This window comes from Nocardia gamkensis NBRC 108242, from assembly GCF_001612985.1.
Classification (GTDB): Bacteria; Actinomycetota; Actinomycetes; order Mycobacteriales; family Mycobacteriaceae; genus Nocardia; species Nocardia gamkensis.
Map to the genome: position 1 here is coordinate 63,442 of NZ_BDBM01000005.1, position 24,281 is coordinate 87,722.

Annotated in this window: 24 protein-coding genes; 14 read left to right on the forward strand and 10 right to left on the reverse strand. The window is 69.5% G+C overall.

Features of this window, described 5'->3' with window-relative positions:
• The first annotated feature begins 57 nt into the window (after positions 1 to 57).
• From NG1_RS05060 to NG1_RS05075, 4 genes are all read left to right on the forward strand, one after another.
• On the forward strand, positions 58 to 762 hold the full coding sequence (locus NG1_RS05060; protein ID WP_373283920.1) for a response regulator transcription factor: 705 nt from the start codon (positions 58 to 60) through the stop codon (positions 760 to 762).
• Positions 759 to 2,129, forward strand: coding sequence for a sensor histidine kinase (locus tag NG1_RS05065; protein ID WP_084498709.1), 1,371 nt, complete (start codon positions 759 to 761; stop codon positions 2,127 to 2,129). Before NG1_RS05060 ends, NG1_RS05065 begins: the two co-directional genes overlap by 4 nt.
• A gap of 344 nt (positions 2,130 to 2,473) precedes the next feature.
• Positions 2,474 to 2,884 (forward strand): nuclear transport factor 2 family protein, encoded by a 411-nt coding sequence (locus NG1_RS05070; RefSeq protein WP_062968481.1) that lies wholly within the window; start codon positions 2,474 to 2,476, stop codon positions 2,882 to 2,884.
• Between the two features lie 68 nt (positions 2,885 to 2,952).
• Complete coding sequence (locus tag NG1_RS05075) at positions 2,953 to 4,122, forward strand: YhgE/Pip domain-containing protein (RefSeq protein ID WP_062968483.1); 1,170 nt, start codon at positions 2,953 to 2,955, stop codon at positions 4,120 to 4,122.
• A gap of 88 nt (positions 4,123 to 4,210) precedes the next feature.
• Here NG1_RS05075 and NG1_RS05080 read toward each other — a convergent pair whose 3' ends face one another.
• From NG1_RS05080 to pdxH, 4 genes are all read right to left on the reverse strand, one after another.
• The gene (locus tag NG1_RS05080; protein ID WP_062968485.1) at positions 4,211 to 4,570 is read right to left on the reverse strand and encodes an FKBP-type peptidyl-prolyl cis-trans isomerase; all 360 of its coding nucleotides are present in this window, start codon (positions 4,568 to 4,570) and stop codon (positions 4,211 to 4,213) included.
• A gap of 37 nt (positions 4,571 to 4,607) precedes the next feature.
• Positions 4,608 to 5,921: a citrate synthase gene (locus NG1_RS05085; protein WP_083864068.1), complete on the reverse strand. Its 1,314-nt coding sequence runs from the start codon at positions 5,919 to 5,921 to the stop codon at positions 4,608 to 4,610.
• Positions 5,922 to 6,102: 181 nt separating this feature from the next.
• On the reverse strand, positions 6,103 to 7,383 hold the full coding sequence (locus NG1_RS05090) for an MFS transporter (protein WP_062968487.1): 1,281 nt from the start codon (positions 7,381 to 7,383) through the stop codon (positions 6,103 to 6,105).
• Positions 7,384 to 7,451: 68 nt separating this feature from the next.
• The gene (gene pdxH, locus NG1_RS05095) at positions 7,452 to 8,144 is read right to left on the reverse strand and encodes a pyridoxamine 5'-phosphate oxidase (protein ID WP_062968489.1); all 693 of its coding nucleotides are present in this window, start codon (positions 8,142 to 8,144) and stop codon (positions 7,452 to 7,454) included.
• A 121-nt stretch (positions 8,145 to 8,265) separates the two neighbouring features.
• Between pdxH and NG1_RS05100 the strand changes: the two genes are divergently transcribed.
• Positions 8,266 to 9,414 carry a citrate synthase 2 gene (locus NG1_RS05100; protein ID WP_062968490.1) on the forward strand — a complete coding sequence of 383 codons (1,149 nt, stop codon included), beginning with the start codon at positions 8,266 to 8,268 and terminating at the stop codon, positions 9,412 to 9,414.
• 48 nt (positions 9,415 to 9,462) lie between these two features.
• Positions 9,463 to 10,074, forward strand: a complete 612-nt coding sequence (locus tag NG1_RS05105) for a polysaccharide deacetylase family protein (RefSeq protein ID WP_062968492.1) — start codon at positions 9,463 to 9,465, stop codon at positions 10,072 to 10,074.
• Positions 10,075 to 10,098: 24 nt separating this feature from the next.
• On the opposite strand, the gene NG1_RS05110 is transcribed toward NG1_RS05105, so the two are convergent.
• Positions 10,099 to 10,737 carry a hypothetical protein gene (locus NG1_RS05110; protein WP_062968494.1) on the reverse strand — a complete coding sequence of 213 codons (639 nt, stop codon included), beginning with the start codon at positions 10,735 to 10,737 and terminating at the stop codon, positions 10,099 to 10,101.
• Positions 10,738 to 10,801: 64 nt separating this feature from the next.
• Here NG1_RS05110 and serC point away from each other — a divergent pair, with 64 nt between their 5' ends.
• The 3 genes from serC to NG1_RS05125 all read left to right on the forward strand — a co-directional run bounded on the left by serC (position 10,802) and on the right by NG1_RS05125 (position 14,208).
• The gene (gene serC / locus NG1_RS05115; RefSeq protein ID WP_062968496.1) at positions 10,802 to 11,926 is read left to right on the forward strand and encodes a phosphoserine transaminase; all 1,125 of its coding nucleotides are present in this window, start codon (positions 10,802 to 10,804) and stop codon (positions 11,924 to 11,926) included.
• Positions 11,927 to 12,136: 210 nt separating this feature from the next.
• Entirely contained in the window at positions 12,137 to 13,171 is a 1,035-nt protein-coding gene (sepH, locus tag NG1_RS05120) for a septation protein SepH (protein WP_062968498.1), read from the forward strand.
• 293 nt (positions 13,172 to 13,464) lie between these two features.
• A complete protein-coding gene (locus NG1_RS05125; protein ID WP_062968500.1) occupies positions 13,465 to 14,208 on the forward strand; it encodes a DUF6928 family protein in 744 nt (247 codons plus the stop codon).
• On the opposite strand, the gene NG1_RS05130 is transcribed toward NG1_RS05125, so the two are convergent.
• Positions 14,205 to 14,495: a DUF2537 domain-containing protein gene (locus tag NG1_RS05130; RefSeq protein ID WP_281218069.1), complete on the reverse strand. Its 291-nt coding sequence runs from the start codon at positions 14,493 to 14,495 to the stop codon at positions 14,205 to 14,207. The genes NG1_RS05125 and NG1_RS05130 overlap by 4 nt on opposite strands.
• Positions 14,492 to 15,295, reverse strand: coding sequence for a TrmH family RNA methyltransferase (locus NG1_RS05135; protein WP_062968886.1), 804 nt, complete (start codon positions 15,293 to 15,295; stop codon positions 14,492 to 14,494). The genes NG1_RS05130 and NG1_RS05135 overlap by 4 nt, the downstream gene beginning before the upstream one ends.
• A gap of 112 nt (positions 15,296 to 15,407) precedes the next feature.
• On the opposite strand from NG1_RS05135, the gene NG1_RS05140 reads away from it, so the two are divergent.
• From NG1_RS05140 to NG1_RS05150, 3 genes are all read left to right on the forward strand, one after another.
• On the forward strand, positions 15,408 to 16,610 hold the full coding sequence (locus tag NG1_RS05140) for a GNAT family N-acetyltransferase (protein WP_062968502.1): 1,203 nt from the start codon (positions 15,408 to 15,410) through the stop codon (positions 16,608 to 16,610).
• A gap of 43 nt (positions 16,611 to 16,653) precedes the next feature.
• Entirely contained in the window at positions 16,654 to 17,055 is a 402-nt protein-coding gene (locus tag NG1_RS05145; RefSeq protein ID WP_062968505.1) for a YccF domain-containing protein, read from the forward strand.
• A gap of 165 nt (positions 17,056 to 17,220) precedes the next feature.
• Positions 17,221 to 17,460, forward strand: a complete 240-nt coding sequence (locus NG1_RS05150; protein WP_157113866.1) for a hypothetical protein — start codon at positions 17,221 to 17,223, stop codon at positions 17,458 to 17,460.
• A 41-nt stretch (positions 17,461 to 17,501) separates the two neighbouring features.
• On the opposite strand, the gene NG1_RS05155 is transcribed toward NG1_RS05150, so the two are convergent.
• Positions 17,502 to 17,939 (reverse strand): MarR family winged helix-turn-helix transcriptional regulator, encoded by a 438-nt coding sequence (locus NG1_RS05155; RefSeq protein WP_062968509.1) that lies wholly within the window; start codon positions 17,937 to 17,939, stop codon positions 17,502 to 17,504.
• Positions 17,940 to 18,054: 115 nt separating this feature from the next.
• On the opposite strand from NG1_RS05155, the gene NG1_RS05160 reads away from it, so the two are divergent.
• On the forward strand, positions 18,055 to 18,294 hold the full coding sequence (locus NG1_RS05160; protein WP_040864816.1) for a DUF2530 domain-containing protein: 240 nt from the start codon (positions 18,055 to 18,057) through the stop codon (positions 18,292 to 18,294).
• A 9-nt stretch (positions 18,295 to 18,303) separates the two neighbouring features.
• Here the strand turns inward: NG1_RS05160 and NG1_RS05165 are convergent, their stop codons facing one another.
• Complete coding sequence (locus NG1_RS05165) at positions 18,304 to 20,364, reverse strand: neutral/alkaline ceramidase (protein ID WP_062968511.1); 2,061 nt, start codon at positions 20,362 to 20,364, stop codon at positions 18,304 to 18,306.
• 126 nt (positions 20,365 to 20,490) lie between these two features.
• On the opposite strand from NG1_RS05165, the gene NG1_RS05170 reads away from it, so the two are divergent.
• Positions 20,491 to 21,108 carry a TetR/AcrR family transcriptional regulator gene (locus NG1_RS05170; RefSeq protein ID WP_210749991.1) on the forward strand — a complete coding sequence of 206 codons (618 nt, stop codon included), beginning with the start codon at positions 20,491 to 20,493 and terminating at the stop codon, positions 21,106 to 21,108.
• A gap of 8 nt (positions 21,109 to 21,116) precedes the next feature.
• Here NG1_RS05170 and NG1_RS38085 read toward each other — a convergent pair whose 3' ends face one another.
• On the reverse strand, positions 21,117 to 24,245 hold the full coding sequence (locus NG1_RS38085) for a sacsin N-terminal ATP-binding-like domain-containing protein (protein WP_062968513.1): 3,129 nt from the start codon (positions 24,243 to 24,245) through the stop codon (positions 21,117 to 21,119).
• Between the last annotated feature and the right edge of the window lie 36 nt (positions 24,246 to 24,281).

The window sequence follows — 24,281 nt, forward strand, 5'->3', positions numbered from 1 at the left end:
CGCGCCCGACTCGCACAACGCGAGGTTTCACCGGAGGCGGGGAGCAGAATGGATGACGTGACCTCGACTCCGAATCCGACGGTCCTCGTTGTCGACGACGACGAGGACGTGCTCGCCTCGGTCGAGCGCGGGCTGCGGTTGTCCGGCTTCCAAGTCCTCGTGGCCAGGGACGGCGCGCAAGCGCTGCGCAGCGTGAACGAGAACGCGCCCGACGCCATTGTGCTGGATATGAACATGCCCGTGCTCGACGGCGCCGGGGTGGTCACCGCCTTGCGCGCGATGGGCAACGAGGTGCCGATCTGTGTACTCAGCGCCCGTGCGTCGGTGGACGACCGCATCTCCGGACTGGAGTCCGGCGCCGACGATTACCTGGTCAAACCGTTTGTGCTGAGGGAGCTGGTGGTACGGATCCGGGCGCTGCTGCGCAGACGGTCCGACGCACCCGCCCCCACCACACCGGGCGCGGTCACCGTCGGCCCGCTCGAGGTGGACGTCGCGGGGTATCGCGCGCTGCTGCACGGCCGCGAGATCGAGCTCACCAAGCGGGAATTCGAGCTGTTGTCCACGCTGGCCAGGAACGTCGGCGTGGTGCTGAGCCGGGAGCGTCTGCTGGAACTGGTGTGGGGGTACGACTTCGCCGCCGACACGAACGTGGTGGACGTCTTCGTCGGCTACCTGCGCCGCAAACTCGAGGTGGACGGCACCCCCAGGCTGCTGCACACGATCCGCGGCGTCGGATTCGTGCTCCGAGCACCGAAATGACCGTGCCCGCCGTCGCACCGCCGGAACCCCGTCGGCGCCGGTCGTTTTCGCTGCGCACCCGGGTCGCGGGCGCCGCAGCCGCGGGCGCGATCATCATCGTGACCCTGATCAGCCTGATCAGCATTCGTGCCATCGAGCGCAACAACGTGCAGCAGTCCGACCAGCAGCTCGCCGTCGCGGCGCGGATCGTGCTGATCGAGCCGCAGCTCGCGGTCCGGTTCATCAGCCTGACCGGGCTGAACAACGACATGGCCGTGACCGTCAGGGACAACGGCGATGTCGTCGCGAGCACACCCACCGAACTGCCCTCGCAGCCGACCGGTTCCCGCACCGTCGCGGTGAGCGGCACCCCGTACCGGATCCTGACCACCACCGAGAATCAACCCGCGGGCCGGGTGGTCTCGCTCGGCATCCCCGCCGCGGGCGCCGCCGAGGCCACCGCCGAGCAGCAACGGTGGGTGCTCGGCGGCGCTCTGCTGGCCATCGCCGCCGCCGCGGGACTGGGCTGGTTGCTCGCGGGCGCGGCGGTGCGTCCGATCGTGCGGCTGACCCGGCAGGTGGGCGCGCGCAGCGCGTATCCCGATCCCCGCAATCCACAGGCGCGGGTGGAGGGCGCGGGCGTGCACGAGGCCGAGCAACTGGCCGACGCGGTGAACACCATGTTGCAGCGGGTGGATCAGGCGCATGCCCAGACCGCCGCGGCACTGGAGACCGCCCGCGATTTCGCCGCCGTGTCCGCCCACGAGCTGCGCACCCCGCTCACCGCGATGCGCACCGACCTCGAGGTGTTGCGCACCCTCGACCTGGACGAGGCGCAGCGGGCCGAGATCCTCGACGACCTGCAACGCAGCCAGGGCCGGGTGGAGACCACGCTCGCGGCGCTGGAGCGGCTGGCCACCGGCGATCTGACCAACGAGCGCGACCACGTCGCCACCGACGTCGGCGACCTGTGCGACCAGGCCGCACACGACGCCATGCGGCATTTCCCCGGCCTCACCGTGCGCATCGATTCCGACGCCGAACTGGTCACCCGCGGCCTGCCCGCCGGGCTGCGGCTGGCGGTGGACAACGCCCTGGCCAACTCGGTCAAACACGGCGGAGCCACCGAGGCCCTGGTCTCCGCGCACCGCGGGCGTGGCGGTCACATCGTCATCTCGATCGATGACAACGGCCGCGGCATCCCGCCGGAGGAGCGCGAAGCCGTCTTCGACCGCTTCTTCCGCGGCAGCCAGGCGAGCAAGGGCGGCTCGGGCCTGGGCTTGGCACTGGTGGCCCAGCAGGCCCAATTACACGGTGGCCGAGCGTATTTCGATGAAGGCACGCTCGGCGGAATCCGCTTGGTCCTGGATCTGCCGGGCTCTGTCTGATTTCCAGCGCCTGCGGCGCTGGGTGTTCGCGGCCCCTTTATGGCTCGCGTCCGAGCGACCGCCGCTGGCGACTTCGTCGCGGACGCGGCGGCCACTCGGACGCGAGCCGGGCCGCGAACGGAACATGCTCGGTCTCGCTTCGCTCGAAACCGGGAGCTGGGCCGATGTGGGTGCGTGACGCGGGGACGTGACACCCAGACCGCACCTGCGGCTTCCTTCCACACCGCCACACCCGCTGAGTGTCGACCGCCGGTGCGGCCATCACGAAAAGATCATTGGCGTACCCAATCATCTAATGTATTGTTGGCTATGCCAACATTGGATACGCCAACGAAAGGGCTGTCATGTCCGCCGATACCCTGCTCGCCGACCGCATCGAGATCGCCGACCTGTTCACTCGCTTCGCCCGCCTGCTCGACGAGAAGCGGTTGGAGGATGCCGGCACCGTCTTCGCCGACGATGTGGAGGTCCATTCGCCGCGAATCCGAGTCCGCGGCATCGACAAGGTCGTGGAATTCATGCGGCAGTCCGAGGTGGAAGGCGAACTCACCCAGCACACGACCACCGACCTGCTGGTGGACGTCGAAGGCGACCGGGCCGCGGCCTCCGCGAACTCGTTCGTGTACTTCTACCGCGACGGCCGACCGCCCCATCAGACGAGCGGACTGCGCATGGCCTGCACCGTGGTACGCACGCCCGCGGGCTGGCGGCTGCGTGAGACACGGATCACGCTCGCCTGGATGCGCAAGGACTGATCGACCCTTACCCAACCCTCAGAGAAACGCCCAGGGGCGCGCCATAACTCGCGTCTAGGGTCGGCGGCGTGATCGAAAAACGGGCCCGCTGGGGCATTCTCGCCGTTGCGCTCCTCTCGGCCGGTGCCCTCGGGGCCGGAATCACCGCGTGTACCGGGAATGATCGGAGGCCGACGGGAATCGCTCTGGTCAACGCCGATACCGGGCCCACCGGTGCGCGCGTGGTCAAGGCGTTGCAGGACGCGGGTGGTTACGAATGGACCGCCGCCGCGCCGGGCGAGGCGAGCACCGGCGACTACGCCGCGGTCATCACGTTGCCCGCCGATCTCACGGAATCGCTGGGCACCCTGGCCGGCCCCGAGCCGAAGCGGGCCGAGGTCACCGTGGACACCGACGAAGACGCCGACGCCGACCTGGTGCACGGTGCGGTGACCGAGGTGACGCATCGGATCGGGGCGGTGGGCGTCGACGCCGCCCTCACCGCCGTCGCCCAGGCCAGGACCCAGCTGTCACAGGTGCGGTTCACCGCCCAGCTGCTCGACGCGGGCGTCGGCGCGGCCGCCGCGGGTGCCGACCAGTTCAGCGCAGGCGCCGACCAGCTGCTCGGCTTCCTCGAGTCAGCCAAATCGGGTTCTGCGCAGCTCACTTCGGCCATCGCGCTGCTGAATTCCACCGTCGACGGCGCTGCCGCGCAAGCCGACCAGCTCGCCGCCGCCCTCGATTCGACCGGCATCACGATCGCGCAGGTGGAACGCACGGCGAACACGGTGAGCGGCGGACTGGACCAGATCCTGCCGCTGTTGCGCGCGCTGCCGTTCGCGAACGATCCGGCGCTGGCCGACATCATCGGGAAATTGGACGCGCTGCGCAGCGTGTCCGCGCAGGCGGGCTCCCAGCTGACGGGCCTCGGTTCGCTCGTCGGCGGCGCGGTCGACCCGGATACCGATCTCGGTACTCTGCTTCGCACCGTCGTCGACCGCCTGACCGGTGCGAGCGCGCAACTGTCGGAGGGCGCGAAGCTCGCCGAGGGCCTCCCCCAGCTCGCCGAACAGGGGGGCGCCCAGCTTGTCGACGCCATCAGCCGGCTCACCGGCGGCGTGGACCAGTTGCAGAGCATCGCCCACAACCTCAACACCCAGACCGACAAGGCCGTAGCCGCCCTCCCCCAGCGCAGCAGCAGCCAGCAATCCGCACTGGCAACCGCCCTCACCGACCCCGTCGAGATCGTCCGGCGATAGGCGGATACGACGATGGCCCGTGTTCCTCAGCGGAACACGGGCCATACATCTCGCGATTCGCGGGCGGGCACTGGGCCGCGCCGCCGAATCAGTTGGCGTTCAGCAGGTCGATCACGAAGACCAGGGTCTTACCGGACAAGCGGTGACCGGCTCCCGCCGGGCCGTAGGCCAGCTCCGGCGGGATGGTCAGCTGACGACGACCGCCGACCTTCATCCCGGGGATGCCATCCTGCCAGCCCTGGATCAGGCCGCGCAGCGGGAAGGTGATGGACTCACCGCGGTTCCAGGAGGAGTCGAACTCTTCGCCGGATTCGAATTCGACGCCCACGTAGTGCACTTCCACAGTGCCACCGGGCACGGCTTCCTTGCCTTCGCCCTCGATGATGTCCTTGATCACCAGCTCGGTGGGCGCGGGCCCTGCCTGGAACTCGATCTCCGGTTTGGTCATTCGGCTATCCCCTTCGATAGGTGATGGATGGATTTCGTCAACGATTGGTGATCTCGCGGTAGTCGCGGGCGCCGTAGCCGGTGTAGATCTGCCGCGGACGGCCGATCTTCAGCGGTTCGCTGTGCATCTCACGCCAGTGCGCGATCCAGCCGGGGAGCCGGCCCATGGCGAACAGCACGGTGAACATCCGGGTCGGGAAGCCCATCGCCTTGTAGATGACGCCGGTGTAGAAGTCGACGTTCGGGTACAGGCGGCGCTCGATGAAGTAGTCGTCGGTGAGCGCGGCCTCTTCCAGGGCCTGGGCGATGTCGAACAGCTCGTCGTGGCCGCCGAGCTTGCTCAGGATGGCGTCGGCATGCTTCTTGGCGATCGAGGCGCGCGGGTCGTAGTTGCGGTAGACGCGGTGCCCGAAGCCCATGAGCTTGACACCGTCTTCCTTGTTCTTGACCTTGCGGATGAACTCCTTGACGTCGCTGCCGCCTGCCTTGATGCTGTCGAGCATCTCCAGCACGGCCTGGTTCGCGCCGCCGTGCAGCGGGCCCCACAGCGCGTTGATGCCGCCGGACACCGAGGTGAACAGGTTGGCGTCGGACGAGCCGACCAGGCGCACGGTCGAGGTGGAGCAGTTCTGCTCGTGGTCGGCGTGCAGGATGAGCAGCATGTCCAGCGCCGCGGCGACCTCGGGGTCCACCTCGTAGGGCTCGGCCGGGAAGCCGAAGGTCATCCGCAGGAAGTTCTCCACCAGGCTCAGCGAGTTGTCCGGGTAGAGGAAGGGCTGGCCCACGGACTTCTTGTAGGAGTAGGCCGCGATGGTGGGCAGCTTGGCCAGCAGCCGGATGGTGGACAGTTCGACCTGTTCGGGGTCGCGCGGGTCCAGCGAGTCCTGGTAGTAGGCCGACAGCGCGTTCACCGCCGAGGAGAGCACCGGCATCGGGTGCGCGTTGCGCGGGAAGCCGTCGAAGAACCGCTTCAGGTCCTCGTGCAGCAGGGTGTGCCTGCGGATGCGGTCGGTGAAGTCCTCGAGCTGGGCCTGGGTGGGCAGCTCGCCGTAGATCAGCAGGTAGCTGACCTCGATGAAGGTCGAGGCCCCTGCGAGCTGGTCGATCGGGTAGCCGCGGTAGCGCAGGATGCCCGCCTCACCGTCGATGTAGGTGATCGCCGACTTGGTCGGGGCGGTGTTCATGAAACCCGGGTCGTATGTCACGTACCCGGTGCTGGCCAGCAGCTTTCCCAGCTCGATCCCGTCGTTGCCCTCGGCGGCCCTGGTGACCGTCATCGGGAACTCGCCGCCGGGGTAGGAAAGGACCGGCTTGGCGTCGTCGTCGACGTTGATGATGTTCTCAGCGGGCACGGAAGGATCCCTCTCAGGCTAGAACCACAGGCACCGGCGCGGTCGGCACACGATGCGCTTGCCTCAACGCTAGCCGTTCACCGACGCGGACAATACCGGAGGGTAGTCCTGCGGCGGCTCACAAACACATCCCGGCGCGGTGAGGTCCCGCGGGCACGGAGCGGAGCGGTCGCGGTGCACGTCACACGGCGATTTCGGCATGAGCGCGCCCGACACGGTAACGGGTGAAAGCCGGAAACGCGACCGCCGCGAGCACCACGCCCACCACCACGAGCGTGCCTCCACCGGCGGCGGCCACAGCGGTACCCAGGCTCGCAGCCGCGAAACCGTGGGCAACATCACCGACGCGCGGGCCACCCGCGACGACCACGGTGAACACCCCTTGCAACCGCCCGCGCAGATCGTCGGTGGCCACCGTCTGCAGCATCGTGACCCGCAGCGCGGCCGAGACCATGTCCACCGCGCCGCCGAAGGCCGAGCAGGCCAGCGCGATCCACAAGCCCGCGCCGAGGGCGAGGCCGTGGCCGGTGAATCCGACGGCGAGGCCGAAGCCGACCATGGCCAGCCCCCACAGCGCGATGCACACCAGCACGGCGAGGCCCTGCCTGCGGATACGCGGGATCCAGCCGGAGAACACCCCGCCGAGCACCGCGCCCGCCGACATCGAGGCGAACAGTAGGCCGAGTGCGACGCCCCCGGTCGCCGGGTCGCCGAAGGTCTCGTGCGCGATCTGCGGGAACAGCGCACGCGGCATGCCGAACACCATGGCGATCACGTCCACCGCGAACGACGCGAGCAGCACCCGCTGCGTGGCGAGGTAGCCGAAACCGTCGAGCACCGTGCGGAATCCGGCGCGGCGCGCCGTTCCGGTGGGCGGCAGGGCGGGCAGCCGCCACACCGCCCAGAGGGTGACCAGCAGCGCGACGGCGTCGATCAGGTAGAGCGTGGCGAGGCCGACCGCGGGGATGAGCGCACCGGCCAGCACCGGCCCGGCGATGGCGCCGAACTGCATCACCGTCATGTTCAGCGAATTCGCGGCGGCCAGTTGGCCTTCCGGCAGCAGGCGGGGAATGGTGGCGCTGCGGGTGGGCTGGTTCACCGCGAAGAACGCCTGTTGCACGGCGAACAGGCCGAGCACGAGCCACACGTTCCGCACCCCGGCCGCCGCTTGCAGCCAGAAGGCCAGCGCCGTGAGCCCGGTGCCCGAATTCGTGATCAGCAGGAGTCTGCGCCGGTCCAGTACGTCGGCGAGGGCGCCGCCCCACAGGCCGAACACGATCAGCGGCACCAAGCCGAACAGCCCGGCCAGTCCGACGTAGCCGGAACTGCCGGTGATCTGGAAGATCTGCTGCGGCACCGCAACCACCGACAGCTGCGCGCCGATCATGGTGACGATGCCCGAACTCCACAGGCGTCGGTAGTCCGGATTTCGCAGCGGAGTGATGTCGGCGAGCAGTTTCACCGCCGCAGCGTACGCAGTCGTCGCGACCCGTTCGACACGACAATTGTCACGGGCACGCTGGGAATACGTCAGGGTTGCAAGCGCTCGACCGTGGTCGTCCCATCCTCGATCCGCACCCGGATGCGGTTGTGCAGCCTGCCGCGCCGCCCTTGCCAGAACTCGACCTCGGCGGGACGCACCAGGAAGCCGCCCCAGTGCGGCGGTACGGGGATCTCGTCGACATCGGCGAACCGCGCGGTCGCCTCGGCCAGCGTGCGATCCAGTTCGGCACGCGAGCCGATCGGCTGGGACTGACGCGACGCCCAGGCGCCCAGCTGCGAGTCCCGCGGCCTGGAACGCCAGTACGCCGCCGTCGTCTCGGCGGGAACGCGCTCGACCGCGCCGCGCAGATGCACCTGCCTGCCCAGCGCGGGCCAGACGAAGGTGACCGCGGCGTACGGCACGGCGGTCAGCTGAGCGCCCTTGGCGGAGTCGTAATTGGTGTAGAAGATCACACCCTCCGGCGAGAGCCCTTTACACAGCACGGTCCGCGCGACCGGCCGGGGTGTGCCGTCGGCCACCGACACCGTGGCCAGCACCATGGCGTTGGGTTCGGCGATGCCCACCGCGGTGGCCTGTTCGATCCAGTGCCGCAGCAGCGGCTCCCAGCCACCGGCGAGCCAGGTCTCGTCCAGGTCGACGTCGTCGTTGCCGCCGTGCGGAAGGCCGCCGTAGTCGACCCGCATGGCCGCCAGATCCGATGAAGTGTCCAGGTCACGCATGGGCCAGACGTTACTCCCCGGTAGCAGCGAGCTAAGGTTTTGATGATCGGCATGTGCTCGTCAAATCCGACATCTTCCCATCGGCGAGAACGTGTGAACCAAGTGCAAGGAGAGTCGCGACATGACTACCAGCCCCGCGGTTTCCGGTGGGCAGGCCACCGTCCCCAGTGATTTCGTCAGCGGCCTCGAGGGCGTGGTGGCGTTCACCACCGACATCGCCGAACCCGACAAGGACGGCGGCGCGCTGCGCTACCGCGGCGTCGACATCGAGGACCTCGTCGAAGGCCGGGTGACCTTCGGTGACGTGTGGGCGCTGCTGGTCGACGGATCGTTCGGGCGCGGCCTGCCGCCCGCCGAACCCTTCCCGCTCCCGGTGCACACCGGCGACGTGCGCGTCGACGTGCAGGCCGGGCTGGCCATGCTCGCGCCGATCTGGGGCTACCAGCCCCTGCTGGACATCGACGACGAGACCGCCCGCGAGAACCTCGCCCGGGCCTCGGTCATGGCGCTGTCCTACGTCGCGCAGTCCGCGCGCGGCATCTACCAGCCCGCGGTCCCGCAGAAGAAGATCGATGAGTGCACCACGGTCACCGAGCGCTTCATGACCCGCTGGAAGGGTGACCCCGACCCGCGCCACACCGACGCCATCGACGCCTACTGGGTCTCCGCCGCCGAGCACGGCATGAACGCCTCCACCTTCACCTCCCGGGTGATCGCCTCGACCGGCGCCGACGTCGCGGCCGCGCTGTCCGGCGCGATCGGCGCCATGTCCGGTCCGCTGCACGGCGGCGCGCCCGCGCGCGTGCTGCCGATGATCGAGGAGGTCGAGCGGACCGGCGACGCGCGAGCCCTGGTCAAGGGCATCCTGGACCGCAAGGAGAAGCTGATGGGCTTCGGTCACCGGGTCTACCGGGCCGAGGACCCGCGCGCCCGCGTCCTGCGCGCCACCGCGAAGCGGCTGGCCGCGCCGCGCTACGAGGTCGCCGCCGCGCTCGAGCAGGCCGCCCTGGCGGAGCTGCGCGAGCGTCGTCCGGACCGCGCCATCGAGACCAACGTGGAGTTCTGGGCCGCGGTGATCCTGGACTTCGCCGAGGTGCCCGCGCACATGATGCCCGCCATGTTCACCTGCGGCCGCACCGCGGGCTGGTGCGCGCACATCCTGGAGCAGAAGCAGCTGGGCAAGCTGGTGCGCCCGGCTGCCATCTACACCGGCCCCGGCCCCCGCAAACCCGAAGAGGTCGCGGGCTGGGCGACGATCGCGCACACGTAACCGAAGGCCACACACGGCCACGAGCCGGGCGTCACCGCGGAAGACGTTGTGCCGCTGTCACGTCCGGCTCGCGTCGCACCCGGCATATTCGACGCCTGCGGCGGCCCAGGCAACAACGACATCGATGAGTCGCTGGTGAACTTCCTGATCACCGAGCGGATTCCCGCGACGCTGTTCCTCGACAAGCGCTGGATCGAGGCCAACCGTGCGCGTGCCGCGCAGTTGGCGGCGAATTCGCTGTTCGAACTCGCCGATCACGGCGTCGCGCGCGAACCGCTCTCGGTGAACGGCCGCGAAGCCTATGGCATCGCGGGGACCGGGTCGGCGCGGGAGGCCGCCGACGAAGTGTGGGCCAACCACGAGTTGCTGACCGCGCTGACCGGCGCGCCGCCGCGATTCTTCCGCGCGGGCACCGCGCATTACGACGATGTCGCGGTGTCCATCGTCAACGAATTGGGCGAAACTCCGGTCGGTTTCGGTATCAACGCCGATTTCGGCGCGACCGCGCCGGCCGTCGATGTGCAAGCGGCGATGAATGCCGTCGCCCCGGGCGCTATTGCGCTGGCCCATATGCACCGGCCGCATTCGGGAACCGCGGCGGGAATGGCCGCGGCGCTACCGAAGATCCGCGCGATGGGTTTCACCTTCGTGCATCTGTAGCCGCTCGGCCGATTCGCCCGCCGTTCACTCCTCGAGCGATGCGATCCAGTCGACGGCGACCGTCTCGCCGTGGTCGACCTCGAAGAAGGCGACCTCCAGATGCTGGCCGAGGTCGACGAGACGGATGGCGTTCAACGGCACCGGCTGGACCAGCCGCACCCGCCACGGTTTGGTCTCGTCCCAGGCGCGCAGTTCGAGGTCCAGACGCAGCACCGGGTCGTCGCGACCGGAGTAGTCGGCCGCGACCGGCGCGGCGGCGAGCACGGTGGCGTCGGCGCGGCGGCCGTCGGCGAGGATCTTCGCGATGCTGGCCCGGCCCGATTCCTCCAGGTCGGGCACGTACAGCACGAGGCGATCACGGTCGCGCGGGTCGACCCGGCAGCACACGACATCGCCCGCCCGCATCCATTCCAGATCCGCGTCGGCCACCCGTTGCCGCACCCGGCTCTCGTAGGGGAACTCCCCCGCCAGCTGCACCCGCACCCAGAACACGTGCCCTGGTTCGGTGCGCCGCGGACGCACGCCGAGGATCGTCGCGGTCCCCGACTCCCCCCGGATCAGCAACTCCCGCCGCATCGCGTCCGAGACCGTCGCACCGCGCAGCCGGAAATTCCGTGCCCGCTCGCGCAGTCGCCACCCCGAGTTAGCTGACGCCATGCTCATGGGCGCTTACGTTAGCCGGAGTGTGGGCGTCGCCACAGCGATACCACCGACTACCCTGTTCGCCATGACCTCTGCGTTTCCGACCATTCCCGACGATCTCAAGCCCGCCGACGGACGGTTCGGTTGCGGCCCCTCCAAGGTGCGTCCGGAGCAGCTGCAGTCGCTGGTGAACGTCGGCGCCTCGGTGTTCGGAACCTCGCATCGGCAGAAACCGGTCAAGGACGTGGTGGCGCGCGTGCGCTCGGGCTTGCGCGAGCTGTTCGGCCTGCCGGACGGCTACGAGGTCGTGCTCGGCAACGGCGGCACCACCGCGTTCTGGGACGCCGCCGCGTTCGGTCTGGTCCGGGAGCGTTCCCTGCACCTGACCAACGGTGAGTTCAGCTCGAAGTTCGCCGCGGTGACCAAGGGCAACCCGTTCATCGGCGATCCGATCGTGGTCTCGTCCGAGCCCGGCAGCGCGCCGGAGCCGGTGTCGGACCCGTCGGCGGACCTGATCGGCTGGGCGCACAACGAGACCTCGACCGGTGTCTCCATCCCGGTCCGGCGTCCGGCGGGCTCGGACCACGCGCTCATCGCCATCGACGCCACCTCCGGCGCGGGCGGCCTGCCGGTGACCATCACCGACGCCGACGTCTACTACTTCGCCCCGCAGAAGTGCTTCGCCTCCGACGGTGGCCTGTGGGTCGCGTTGATGAGCCCGGCCGCGCTGGCCCGGGTGGAGGAGATCAAGGCGTCGGGCCGCTGGACGCCCGATTTCCTGTCGCTGCCGATCGCGATCGACAACAGCACCAAGGACCAGACCTACAACACCCCCGCCCTGGGCACCCTGCTGCTGTTCGCCGACCAGATCGAATGGCTCAACGGCAACGGCGGCCTGGACTGGGCGGTCAAGCGCACGCTGGACTCGTCGTCGCGGCTGTACTCCTGGGCCGAGTCGAGCGAGTACGCCACTCCGTACGTCACCGACCCGGCGCACCGCTCGCAGGTGGTTGGCACCATCGATTTCGCCGATTCGGTCGACGCGGCAGCGGTGGCGAAGATTCTGCGCGCCAACGGCATCGTGGACACCGAGCCGTACCGCAAACTGGGCCGGAACCAGCTGCGCGTCGGCATGTTCCCGGCGATCGATCCGGACGACGTCGGCCAGCTGACCCGCGCCATCGACTGGGTCGTGCAGAATCTCGGCTGAGCGCCGCGTAATTGGATCCGACGGCCGCAACACGCCCGGGATCGACACGCCGCGGAATTAGGCGCAGCGGAGCAAACAGAGCAGATTAGCGGGGCGCGGACGTCTCTCCGGAGATTTCCGTGCCGCGTGTCCTGCCCCATGAATCTCAGATGTGCACTACTGTTTCGGAAAGTGGGCGGTGTCGCGAGTCGACGCGATAAGGAGGTAACGGTGCGTGAACTTCGAGTGATCGGGGTGACGCCCGACTCCACGCACATCGTGTGTATCGACACCGAGTCCGGTCAGAAGTTCCGGCTGCCCGCCGACGACAAACTGCGAGCCGCCGCGCGCGGAGACCTTGCCCGATTCGGCCAGATTGAGATCGAAATGGAAGCAACTATGCGTCCCCGCGATATCCAGGCCCGTATTCGCGCAGGGGCCTCCGTAGAACAGGTCACCGAAGAATCCGGAATGCCGGCCAGTCGCGTCGAGCGATTCGCCTATCCGGTCCTGCTGGAGCGAGCCCGCGCCGCCGAACTCGCCCAGAAGGCGCACCCGGTCCGCCCCGACGGTCCCGCCGTGGACACCCTCATCGATGTGGTCACCGCCGCGTTCACCGCGCGCGGACACAACATCGAGGGCGCCGAATGGGACGCTTGGAAGGACGAGAAGGGCTACTGGGTCGCCCAGTTGCAGTGGCAGAACGGGCGTTCCGAGATCGCCGCGCACTGGCGTTACCAGCCGGACGCGCACGGCGGCTCGGTCTCACCGCTCGACGACCCGGCTTCCGATCTGATCGATCCGGATTTCGGGCGCGCGCTGCGCGGGCTGGCGACGATCGTGCCTCCCGAACCCGAACCGGCCCCGCCGCAGCCGGAACCGGTGGTCGAACCGCGTCCCGCTCCCGCCCCGGCTGCGCCGCCCACCCGGCCGGCGAGCAGGCAGAGTCAGCCCACGCTGGACGAATACTACGAACAGCGGGCCGTCGCTTCCGGCGGCAGCGCCGCCGCGATCCCGGCGGCGGCCACCAGCGCCGCTCCCGCAGCGGCCGGTACCGCGACCCCCGCGGCTGCCGGTAACGCGGTGCCCGCCAACGGCGCCGCGACCACCACGGCGGAGCCCACCGCGCCCGCGCCCGCCGCCACCGAGGAGCCCGCGAAGCCCGCAGCCAAGGCTCCGGCGAAGCCGAGTCGCGCCAAGCGCGGCAAGGCTCCGATGCCGTCCTGGGAGGACGTGCTGCTCGGGGTGCGCAGCTCGGGTCACTGAGTCCTTCCCCGCCACGCCCGGTCTTCCGGGTAGTACCGATCCCGGACGCGCGAGCGCGTTCGAGTGCCGGATATTTCCGTGCAGCGCCCGTGCGCTCGCGAAAACTGTGATCACGAACCGATGTTCGCGGTGTGAAGCCGCACCGCGACCGGTGCGGGGCGAGTAAATTTTCGGTGTGGTCGACGACGTGCGTCGGCGCCGGGCAGGTCACCGCAGCGGTGCGCCGGTCGGCGTCTCCGGGCGTTGCTCGAAGTTCGCGGAGTTGATTCGTGCGACTATCGGGAGGTGCCGGAATGCTATCCAAGGCTTGGTCGCTCTGGTACGTCGACGCACCCGATCCCCGTACGGTACTGCGCGCGAACCACAATCCGGATCCCTCGGCCGCACTGGCACTGGCGAAGCAACTGCACGAGGACCGTGATGTGCGGCCGGTCATGGTCGGCACACTCGCGGGTTGCGCGGGCCCGGCCGCGGATGAGGTGTGCATCGGTTGCTTTCCCGGCGTGACGGTGCTGTGCTCGGCCCAGTCCGCGCGCATCCACCCGACCGAGATACCGGAGTTGCTGGTGCGGCCGCTCGCCTCGGAGCACACCTACTTGGTGTCGTTCGACGTCGAGCACGGCTGGGGCGCGTTCGCCCATTGGGAGCGCGGCGAATTCCGCAGGTCGTTCAGCTCGACCCGGGTGCGCATCCTGGAGGACGAGGGTCTTCCGCTGGTGTGGGAGCGGCCGTACTGGGCAGGCGAGCATCCGGTGCGCCGGCGCGCGGGCGAACTGCCCGACCCGCATTCGCTGCCGTTCGATCCGCCGGACTTCGCCGACGCGGCCAACGACGAATGGCTCGGTTTCCACTACCGCGCGCCGGCCGCGCCCGGGGGGCTCGCGCCGGGCGACATCCCCGTCTGCAAGTTCGCGCTGCACCCCAAGGGCACGATGCCCGATTCGCCGATGCGCAGCGCGGCCGATGGCGGGGCGCACAACCCCGCGCGCAGGCGCGGCCTGTTCGGCTGGCTGCGCGGACACGACCCCGTCGGCTAGCCGCCGAGCAGCAGCACGATCCATCCGAGCAGCACACCCGCCGCACCGCCGCCGATCACCCACCGCGTCACCGGAGCGAAACGCCAGCGCCAAGCGGTGGGCGCGGCGCCGCCGACCGCGACCAGATTCACCGCCACCGCGAGCAACGGGTGCACTTCGGCCAGCGCGGCCCCGAACGAATACACCGCGACCGCGGCCAGCAGCGCCACCATCACCGCCACGGTCAGCCCCGCACCCCAGGGCGTCGGGTCCTGGTAGGACGGATACGGACGATACGGTCCGGTCACGCCGTCCTCACCCGCTCGTAGAACGCCATCGCGGCCGCCGTCGCGACATTGAGCGAATCGGTGCCGGGCGTCATGGGAATGCGCGCGCGGACGTCGGTGGCCCGCATCGCCTCCTCGGTCAGTCCCGGCCCTTCGGCCCCGAGCAACAACGCCACCCGCTCCCCCGTCATCGCCACCGCCAGATTCGCCGCCGCCGGATCGGGAGTAAGAGCGATGATCTGGAATCCCTTGCGCCGCAGTATATCCAGCCCGGCGGGCCACTGCGGCACGGACGCGAACGGAATCCGCAGCACATGCCCCATCGATACCCGCACGGCGCGGCGATACAACGGGTCGGCACAGCGGTCGCCGAACAGGATCGCGTCGGCTCCCAGTCCGGCCGCGTTGCGGAACATGGCGCCGAGGTTCTCGTGGTCGTTGACGCCCTCGAGCACCGCGACGGTGCGCGCCTTCTCGAGCACCTCGTCCATGCCGAGCTCGGCGGGGCGGCGGGCGACGGCCAGCACGCCGCGGTTGAGGTGGAACCCGACCACCTCGGCCATCACCTCGGCCGTCGCGCGGTAGTACGGCACGTCGACGGCCGTCAGATCGTCGGCGAGTTCGGCTCGCCTGCGCTCCACGCCGAGCAGCGCGGTGGGCGCGAAGCGCGAATCGAGCATCCGCTGGACCACCACGACGCCCTCGGCGATCACCAGCCCCTTGCGCCCGGGCAGATCGGGCCTGCGGTCGACCGACTTGAGATCACGGAAGTCGTCGACCCTGGGGTCCGCGGGGTCATCGATATCGATCACTTCGGCCACCGCTCCATCCTGCCGGGCGGTCGCGGCACAGGCCGAATCGGTGTTCGCCAGGCGGTCGCGAGCCACGGATAATCCGGTGCGTGCTGGTGCGCGAACGTGAGATCGTCGAGGCATGACCTCCTCGGGAATCACGGTTCGGTCGGCCACCGCGGACGACGCGCCCGCGATCACGACGCTGGTCGAGACCTCGTTCGGCACCCGCTACGACTCGGCCGAGATGCGGGGGACACCGCTGCTGTTCCCATTGGAGAACTCGATCGTGGCGGTCGAGGGAGGGGAGGTCGTCGGGCACACGCAGTCCACCACCATGACGGTGACGGTGCCCGGCGAGCGGACCGTGCGGGTGTGCGGCATCGCGGGCGTCGGAGTGGCGCCGACGCACCGGCGGCGCGGCATCCTGCGCGCCATGTACACCGAGCAGCACCGGCGCGTCGAGGCGGCAGGCCTGCCACTGACCATGTTCACGGCGAGCGAAGGCGGCATCTACGGCCGGTTCGGCTACGGCACCGCGACGCGGGAGAACGCGGTCGGCATCGACCGCCGGTTCGCGGCGTTCCTTCCGTCGACGCCCGATCCCGGCGGTGTCACGCTGCGGCCGCCTGCCGACCTGCGCTCGGCCGCGGAAGCGATCTACGACCGCTGGCGCAGGCTGGTGCCCGGCGCACAGGTGCGCCCGGCGGCAGCCTGGGACATCGTGTTCGATGATCCCGAGCGTTACCGCGAGGGCGGCAGCACGCTGTTCGGACTCCTGCACGCCGACGGCTACGCGCTCTACCGGTACCACGCGGACGGCAGGGCGCGGACGGTGGAAGTCGTCGAACTACGGACGGTCACCGCCGAAGCGCACGCGGCTCTGTGGCGGGCCCTGCTCGGCCTCGATCTGGTACGGCGGGTGGATGCCGTGCTCACCGACCACGACCCGCTGCCCTATCTGCTGACCGATCCACGGCTGGTGCGCACCACCGCCCGCTACGACGGACTGTGGCTTCGCCTGATGGACGTCCCGGCGGCGTTGACGGCGCGCGGCTACGCGGACGACCTGGATGTGACGCTCGCGGTGACCGACCCGTTCCGGAACGCGAGCGGCACGTTCGCGCTGCGCGTGCGGAGCGGACTGGCGGAATGCGAACCGACCGATCGCGCGGCCGATCTCGAACTCGGCATCGACGTGCTCGGCAGCATGTATCTCGGCGCGTATCCCGCGCGGGTGTTCGCGGCGGCGAACCGGTTGCGGGCCAAGGATTCCGCCCACATCCGCGCACTCGACGACGCCTTCCGCGCGGAACGCGACGCGATGCTCGGTTGGTTCTTCTGACGACCCGCGCCGCACAGGCGCCGCGGGCTGGCATGCTGGTCTCATGAAGCCGATTCAGCTGGTTCTCAACATCCTGTGGCTGGTCTTCGCCGGGTTCTGGCTGGCGCTGGGCTACATCGTGGCCGGCATCATCTGCTTCATCCTGATCATCACGATTCCCTTCGGCCTCGCGTCGTTCCGGATCGCCGCCTACGTGCTGTGGCCGTTCGGGCGGACCACTGTGGAGAAGCCGGGTGCGGGCGCGGGCTCACTGATCGGCAACATCATCTGGTTCATCGTCGCGGGCTGGTGGCTGGCGCTGGGCCACCTGCTCACCAGCATCCCGCTGTTCGTCTCGATCATCGGGATCCCGTTCGGCTGGGCCAACCTGAAGTTCATCCCGATTTCGCTGTTCCCGCTGGGCCGGGAGATCGTGGACAGCGACCGTCCGTTCGGGGAACGGTAGCCGCGGTCATCACCCTGCCGCCCCGCGACAGTTATGTGATCTGCATCACAGAGTGTTAACGAAATCACATCTCCGTGCGAATGTTAGCTAGAAGGTAACTGATCTTTTCCAGTGCCCATCGCACCCCGAGCGGGTGCCGAGCCGACCGCACAGGAGGGCTCCACCATGACCGACCGCACCGCCCGCAGGCCCGACTCGGAGACCGCCCCGCTCGCGCCGATCGCGGTGACCCTGGGGCTGCTGCTGCTCATCGGCGCGGGCGCCCGGCTCACCCATCTGCCCCGATGGGCCGACGACTACGGCGTCCTGGTCTATCCGGCCTTCGTCCTCTGCCTGACCATCGCGGGCGGCCTGCTGTGGTGGGGCGGCGGGATCATTCTCCGGCTCGTCCGCACGAACCGTTGAGCCGGGCCGCCATCGGCGGCGAGTCGATGAATTCCGTTGCGCTACTCGGACTCCGCGACGATCTGCTTCATGATCGCCACCGCCCGGGTCAGCACGACGAGCTGCTCCTCGGTGAGCGTCGACAGTTGCTCGGTCATCCACGCCTCACGTGCGCTGGCTTCGTCGGCGATGAGCGCGCGGCCCGCCTGGGACAGCGAGACGATGATCTGACGGCCATCGGTGGGATGCGGGTTGCGTTCCACCAGATCGAGATCGGTGAGCGAGGCGATCACGCGGGTCATCGAGGGGGGCTGCACGCGTTCCTTCGCGGCGAGCGCGCCCGGCGTCATCGCTCCCTCGCGCGCGAGGGTGGCGAGCGCGGAGAGTTGCGTCAGCGAGATCTGCGAGTCGGCACGACGGCCGCGCAGGTGTCGCGTCAGTCGAACGACCGCCAGCGAGAGCTCACCAGCAAGGGCTCTGACATCCGATGGCGTTGTCACAGTGGCAAACGATACGGGACCGCGGGCGGCCGGTCGCGGCTTCCGGCCACTGGCGGACCACTCGTCGCCGCGCGGTTGGCGGAGCTCCGCCAACCGGGCCGATTAGGCTGAACTCGTGACGCAGAAAGTCCCGCAACTCCCACCGCGCCTCACCGATCCGCGCCCCGTGCTCGCGGTCGGCAGCGCGTTGTGGCTGATCGCCACCGTTGTGGTGTGGGCGGGCGGCGACCGGTGGGCCTCGGCCCGGCCGGTCTGCCTGATGGGGCTGGTGGTCGGACTGATGGCGCTAGTGATCTATCTGGTTCAGCGGCGCGGCGCCCGGCGGGGGGACAAAGGCGCGCAGACCGGTTTGTAGCCGATCCGGTCACGGTCCGCCGATCTCGAATTCGTCGGTCGTACCGGTGATCGGGTAGAGCGCACCACCGGAATCGAGACGTGTCGCGTAGTGCTGGAAGCGATGACGTCCGGGCTCGGCATCGAGGGGGATGTCCCAGGTGAATCGGGCTATCGACTCGGCGGGCCCGCGCTTGCTCCAGTGGTATCTCACCGCCCACTCGCCCTCGTTGGCCACTCGTACCCATTCGCCGGACGCATTCCTGCGCTGCACTTCCAGGAACGTCCCGTTGCGGCGGTTGTCGTGCTTCGGGTGCGCCGAGACGAATTCGGCCACCACTCGGTCGCCGGGGCCGTAGGACGGATTCGGCTGCACCAGTACGTCACCGAAGCCGCGCCCCGGCACGGCGGCGTCCGGACCGGCGCCGGGCTGGAAGTTCGGTTGCAGATGGGACACATCGCGCGGCGCCGGGCCACGCGGCACCGGCGTGCGGGCGGCGAATGCCGTGGCCAGCCGGGTGAACTCCTGCTGATAGGCGCACAGGGTGTAGCGGCCGAACAGCGTCGAGGCTCCCTCGTACTGCTGGGAGTCGTATTCCTCGGGCGTGGTGACGTACTCGTGGTAGGCGTTCGCGTATCCCTGCATGAGCACCTGCTCCAGCGGGACGTTCAGCGCCGCGGCGACGGCGCGGCGAATACGCAACCCCGACGTGATGGTGAATTCGCCTCCCGCCGCGGCCAAATAGAGCTCACCGATGCGAACGAGCTGGATCGGCAGCACATTCGGCACCCAGGCCACCGGAGGCAGCAGGCCGAGCGGCACCGCGATGGCTTTCGGCGCCTGCGCGTCCGCCAGCCAGGCCGGCGCGGGCCGAGCGGGGTCGCCGAGCGCCTCGAGAAACGGGTTGCGCACACCCTCCGGAATCGGGCCGCCGGGCAGGCCGGGACCATCCTCGACACTGCCCGCGATCAGCGAGACACCCGCCGCGGCCGGTGCGGTGCGCCGCGGCAAGCCGTCCGGTGTGAAACGGCCGTCCACGGCGATGTCCGCCAGATCGATGTAGCAGAGCATCCCGTCGACCGGGCCGGAGATCTGCCGCGCCCGCGCCGCCGCGTCTTTCGACGCCGCGTACTGCCGCTCGCCGAGGATGCGGGTGTTCTCGAATTCGTCCTCGGTCGGCCCGGAGCCCTGGCGCAGATTCAGGTTCGGGGACATGTCACCGGCGTTGGTCTGCGCGAAGGCGGCGACGAACGCGGGCTCGCCGTCCAGATAGCGCACACCGTGCTCGATGTGCTCGGCGGAGAACGAGGCGTAGCCCTTGTTGTCCGAGCTGATCAGCCGGTTCGCGTTGGTCATCGACGTGTTGTGGGTGGCGAACCAGGTGATCGCGCCCGCCATCCGCCCGCCCTTGCGCAGGACGAGAGTGGTCACGGCGGGATCGATGGCGTCCGGGAAATGTTGTTTGTCCGCAGGCGGATTGAGTTCCCAAGCCACCCGCGAACGGTTCACGCTCGCGTTGCGCAGTTCGGCACGGCCGAGCGCGAGCGAGCCGGGCCCGAGATCGGCGTGCGCGGCGGCGACCGCCTCGACGATCCCGTTCACCTCGGCGTCGTACACCTGCTGCTGGAAACCGAGGATGGACAGGTTGTAGGCGTAGTCGTTGCTGGAGCCGCCACAGGTCGCGTGCGAATGCGTCGAGGTGAGCAAGACGTTCTGCTCGGTGTACAGATCGCCGAAGCGCCGGGCCAATTCGGCGAGCACGCCGCGGTGCACGGACTGGAAGATCATCCCGTTCTCGGCGACCACGAAGACGATCCGCCGCCCCGCGCTGCCGATCACGAACGCCCGCGCCCGGGGGCGCAGGTGAATGCCCGCGGTCTGTTGTTCGAGCTGGGAGTAGCCCATCATCCCGCATTCGGCGGCCGGGCCCGTGATGTCGGAGAGTCCGACGCCGATCTCGTAACCGCCGGATTCCGGCGCTGCGGCCGCCGGAACGGCGAGCGCGTCGGTCATACCGGGCACCGTCGCGGCCGCGAGCGTGGCCGAACCGATCGCGGTCCGGGCCAGAACAGTTCTACGCGACACCGGCATACCGGTCTCCCTTCTGTCACGATGCAGCGAACCACACAACTGGTCACTCGTCCAGTCAAAATTTTTCCGGCCCGTGAATTGACTGCGCGGGCGCTGGGCGCTTAACTCCCTTGGGTGTCCTCCCGATTGAGCGTCGAAGAACGACGGGCCCACCTTATCGAGGCCGCGATCGGCCTTGCCGAGAAAAAGGGCGTTGCGGGCGTGACCACCCGCGATGTCGCTCAGGCGGCCGGTGTCTCGCTCGGTGTGGTGCATTACTGTTTCGAAAACAAGGACGCGCTGATGACCGAGCTGGTCAAAGCGTTGTCGATGGAATTACGCGATTCTGTCGACGCAAACGAAACGGTATGGCAGGACGTCGGAAGTGGAAAAGAAGCCCTTCAAAAATTGATCCGCGCGGGACTGGAACTCATGTGGCTCAACATTGAAGCCACTCCGGAACGGCAGCTGCTCACTTACGAAACAACCACTTACGCGTTGCGCGAAGGCGAGCAAACCCCGGCGAAACTCGCGATCGCGCGCGAGCAGTACAACTTCAACGACTCCACGGTCGCCGACATCCTCGAGCACGCGCGGGACGCGACCGGCACGCGCTGGTCGGTCCCGGTGCAGACGCTGAGCCGGTTCACGCTCAACGTCATCGACGGCGTGGTACTGCGCTGGCTGGTGGACAACGACAGCGAGAGCGTGCGCGCACAGCTCGATCTGCTGAGCGAGATGCTCACCGAGAACGCGGCCCAGTAGCCGCCCGCTCAGTCGCGCAGATGCGGCGCGCGGACGTGCACGGCCGAGCCGGTCTGCCACCAGGGCACCGCGACCGTGGCCTCGATCGCGCCGCTCAGCCGCACCGTCAATTCATGGTGCACGACCAGCTCACCCGCTTGCGGGGGCAAAGCGAACAGCTGCCGCAGCACGACGCCCAGCGGCTCCGCCGCCCAACTCGTGCGGCGGCCGGTATCGGTCACCTCGGCGGTAACGGCCTCGGACACCAGCGGCAGGTCGAGCAGAGCCGCCAGGGCCGAGGCGGTTTCGGTGTCGCCCGCCACCAATCGGTCCGGCGGTACCGCCAAACCGAACCACGCGCGATCGAGGACGAACGCGTCCGCCGGATCGACCACGGCGCCGGTGAGCGCGCGCACCCGATCGGGTGGTCGCAAGTCGGTGAGATCGAGCAAGCCCGCGGCGACGGCAGCCGCCAGACGTGCGTGGGTGCGCGAAACCACCTCCGGCGATGGCGTTCTCGATGGGTCCGCGAGCGCCTCCAGCAGAGCGGCGGCCAGCTCGTCGGTGATCGTCTCCGGGTCGGCGAGGATCGCGCGGCAAGCGTCCGGATCGACGCCTGCGACGGCGAATGCCGGTAACAGCCCGTCGAACTCGGTGTCGGCGGGATGACGGAACAGTCCCAGCGGGGTGCTGTCGATCCGCGCGTATCTGCGCAGCCACCACGCGGTGTAGCCATCGGCGTCGGCCAGCAGGCGACGGGTGCGGGACGCGGCGGCCAACTGCCGCAACGCTTCCGGCCAGGCGGCGTCGTCGACCAAGTCGAGGTCGCGGACGGCGACCAGCTCCGGCGGATCGTCCGGCAGCGTGGACCACCAGTGTTCCTCGTCGTCCAGATCGTGGTCCGGACCGGTGGGATCGGCCTCGGTGATCACACCGAAATCCCAGCCGACGCCGAGTGCGCGCAACGCGTCCGCGCCGTAGCGCTCGACCAGTTCCGGGTCCACCGTGCCGAACGGCGCGTCGGGCACGAGCAGATGGCGCAACGGCGCGCCGGGCAGCAGCAGTTCGTCGGCCGGTCGCGATTCACCCTCGGTGTCGGGCAATTCGAGCAGCCCCAGCCAGGACGGCAGTGCCTCCGCAGCCGCGTGGGCGGCCAGACGCAGGATGGCATCGGCGGTGTCGGGGTCGTCCGGGTGATCCTCCAACTCGGCGTGCAAGCCCGGGTCGGTCAGGAGATCCTCGGCGGTGGCCGACCGCGCGCCCAGCCGAGCCAGCAGGGGATGCGCGGCCTCGGGATGCGCCAGCCTGGCCCAGTGCACCGGGATCGCGACCTCGAGCTGATCGTCCAGCACCACGGTGCGCGGTCCGGTGACGAGCCTGCCGTCGGCCAGCGGCACCGCCAGCGCGCCCAGTTCCTCCGCCGCGAGGGGATCCACCACGAACGGTTCCAGTGCGGCATAGAACTGCCGCCACCAACTCGGCTGCCGCTCCAGGCCCCCGGACAATTCCGCGAGCCGCGCCAACCCGAGCCGGTGCACGTCCAGCGCACCCATGGCCTCGGCGTGCGTCCGCCCGGAGAGGTCCGGGATCACCAGCGGACCGGCCACCTCGTCGAGCAGGGCGGCCAATTCCGGAGTCAGACCGGTGAAGACGTAGGCGCGAGTGGGGACGGCCACGTCCTGTGGGTGCGGCACTACGGCGGCCGACAGCGACCCGGTGTTGTCGGACGGAATCGGTTCGCCTGACACCGATGTGCTGCTGGGTCCGGCGGTCCGGTCTTCGGCCGTCCAGGTGCTCAGCAGATCCGACGACTCCATCGCCGCATGCGGACCATCACCGGGCGCGTCAGCCGCTCCGGCAGTCCGAATACCGCCCGGTTCGGTGCTGAGCAGGTCGGCCGAGTCGATCGCCGCATGCGGCCCCGCACCGTCGAGCATGCCCCGTGCTTCTGGGCCGGCCGCCGCGGGGGATTGTTCGTGCGGCAGTGCGTCGTCCGCTTCGTGCGAGGCGAGGGTGTTCGGTCCGGCGTAGCCCGCGGGGCGGGGCTCGAGGTCGGCGGCGAGCGGCCCCGCGTCGACGAAGCCTTCGTGCGTGCGCCGGTGGGTGACGACTACGGGCAGCCATGGCTGCGTTTGCAATTCGCGCAGGAGCGCTTCGCGCAGCAGGCCATCGGCCTCGCTGCGGGCGAAACCAGGCGTGGGGACGAGCACGAGCCGGTCGCGTGGCGGCAGGGCGCGAGCGAAATCCGCGTAGCCACGGGCCAAATCGGCGATCCGGGCGCCGGGGAGCAACCTGCGGCGATCCGGCTGCATCGGAATGTCGGCGACGAGCAGCGCGGGCAGCGACAGTTTCTCGTCGGACCTGGTCGGCGCCCGCAGCACATCGGGGGCGGCCGCCACCGGCCTGCCGTCGCGCACCGGCAGCAGCCAGCGAGCGCGTGGGGTGCGGTACTGCCACCAGGTTCGCTGCTCGCTGCCCGGGCCGTCGACGTAGACCTCGTGCATGCCGTCGCCCATGTCCTCGGCACTGCTGACGAATTCGTCCGCGCCGACGCGGATGCGGTGCAGGGCGGGCAGTTCCAAGAGCAGATCGACGGCTTCGGCGCGCATCGCGGCCAGCAGCGCGTCGGCGTCGACGTCCGCGCGCAGCCGCAGCACCACCTCGGTGTCGAGACCAGCCGCCGACCGCGCCTCGGTCGGCCAGGCCAACCGCAGCACCGGAGGATCGAATTCACCCGCGTCGACGGTGGGTGTGCGGATCTCGTTGTCTTTCAGAGCTTCCCGGGTCTCGGTGCGGGAGAACCGCAGCGATCCGGAGGAAGACCGGAACTCTATGTTCTCGCTCACCGCGAGTACCGCGGTGAAACCGACGCCGAACCGGCCGACCGAACCGTCGCCGTGTTTCCCCGACGCGCGCAGAGCGGTGAGCGCGTGCACACCGGAGACGTCCAGCGGCGCACCGGTATTGCCGATGTGGAGATCACGACCGTCGAGCCGGACGACGACGGCGCCTGCCACGCCCGCCTTGCGCGCGGCGTCGGCGGCGTTCTGCGCCAACTCGGTCAGCAACCGGTCGCGGTAGCCCGCGCGCACCAAGTCGCTCTCGGTGGCCGCGTCCTCCCGCAACCGCGTCGGCGAATCACGCCATGCGGCGAGCACGGCCGCGCGCAGCGCCGAAGTGCCGAACGGATCGGC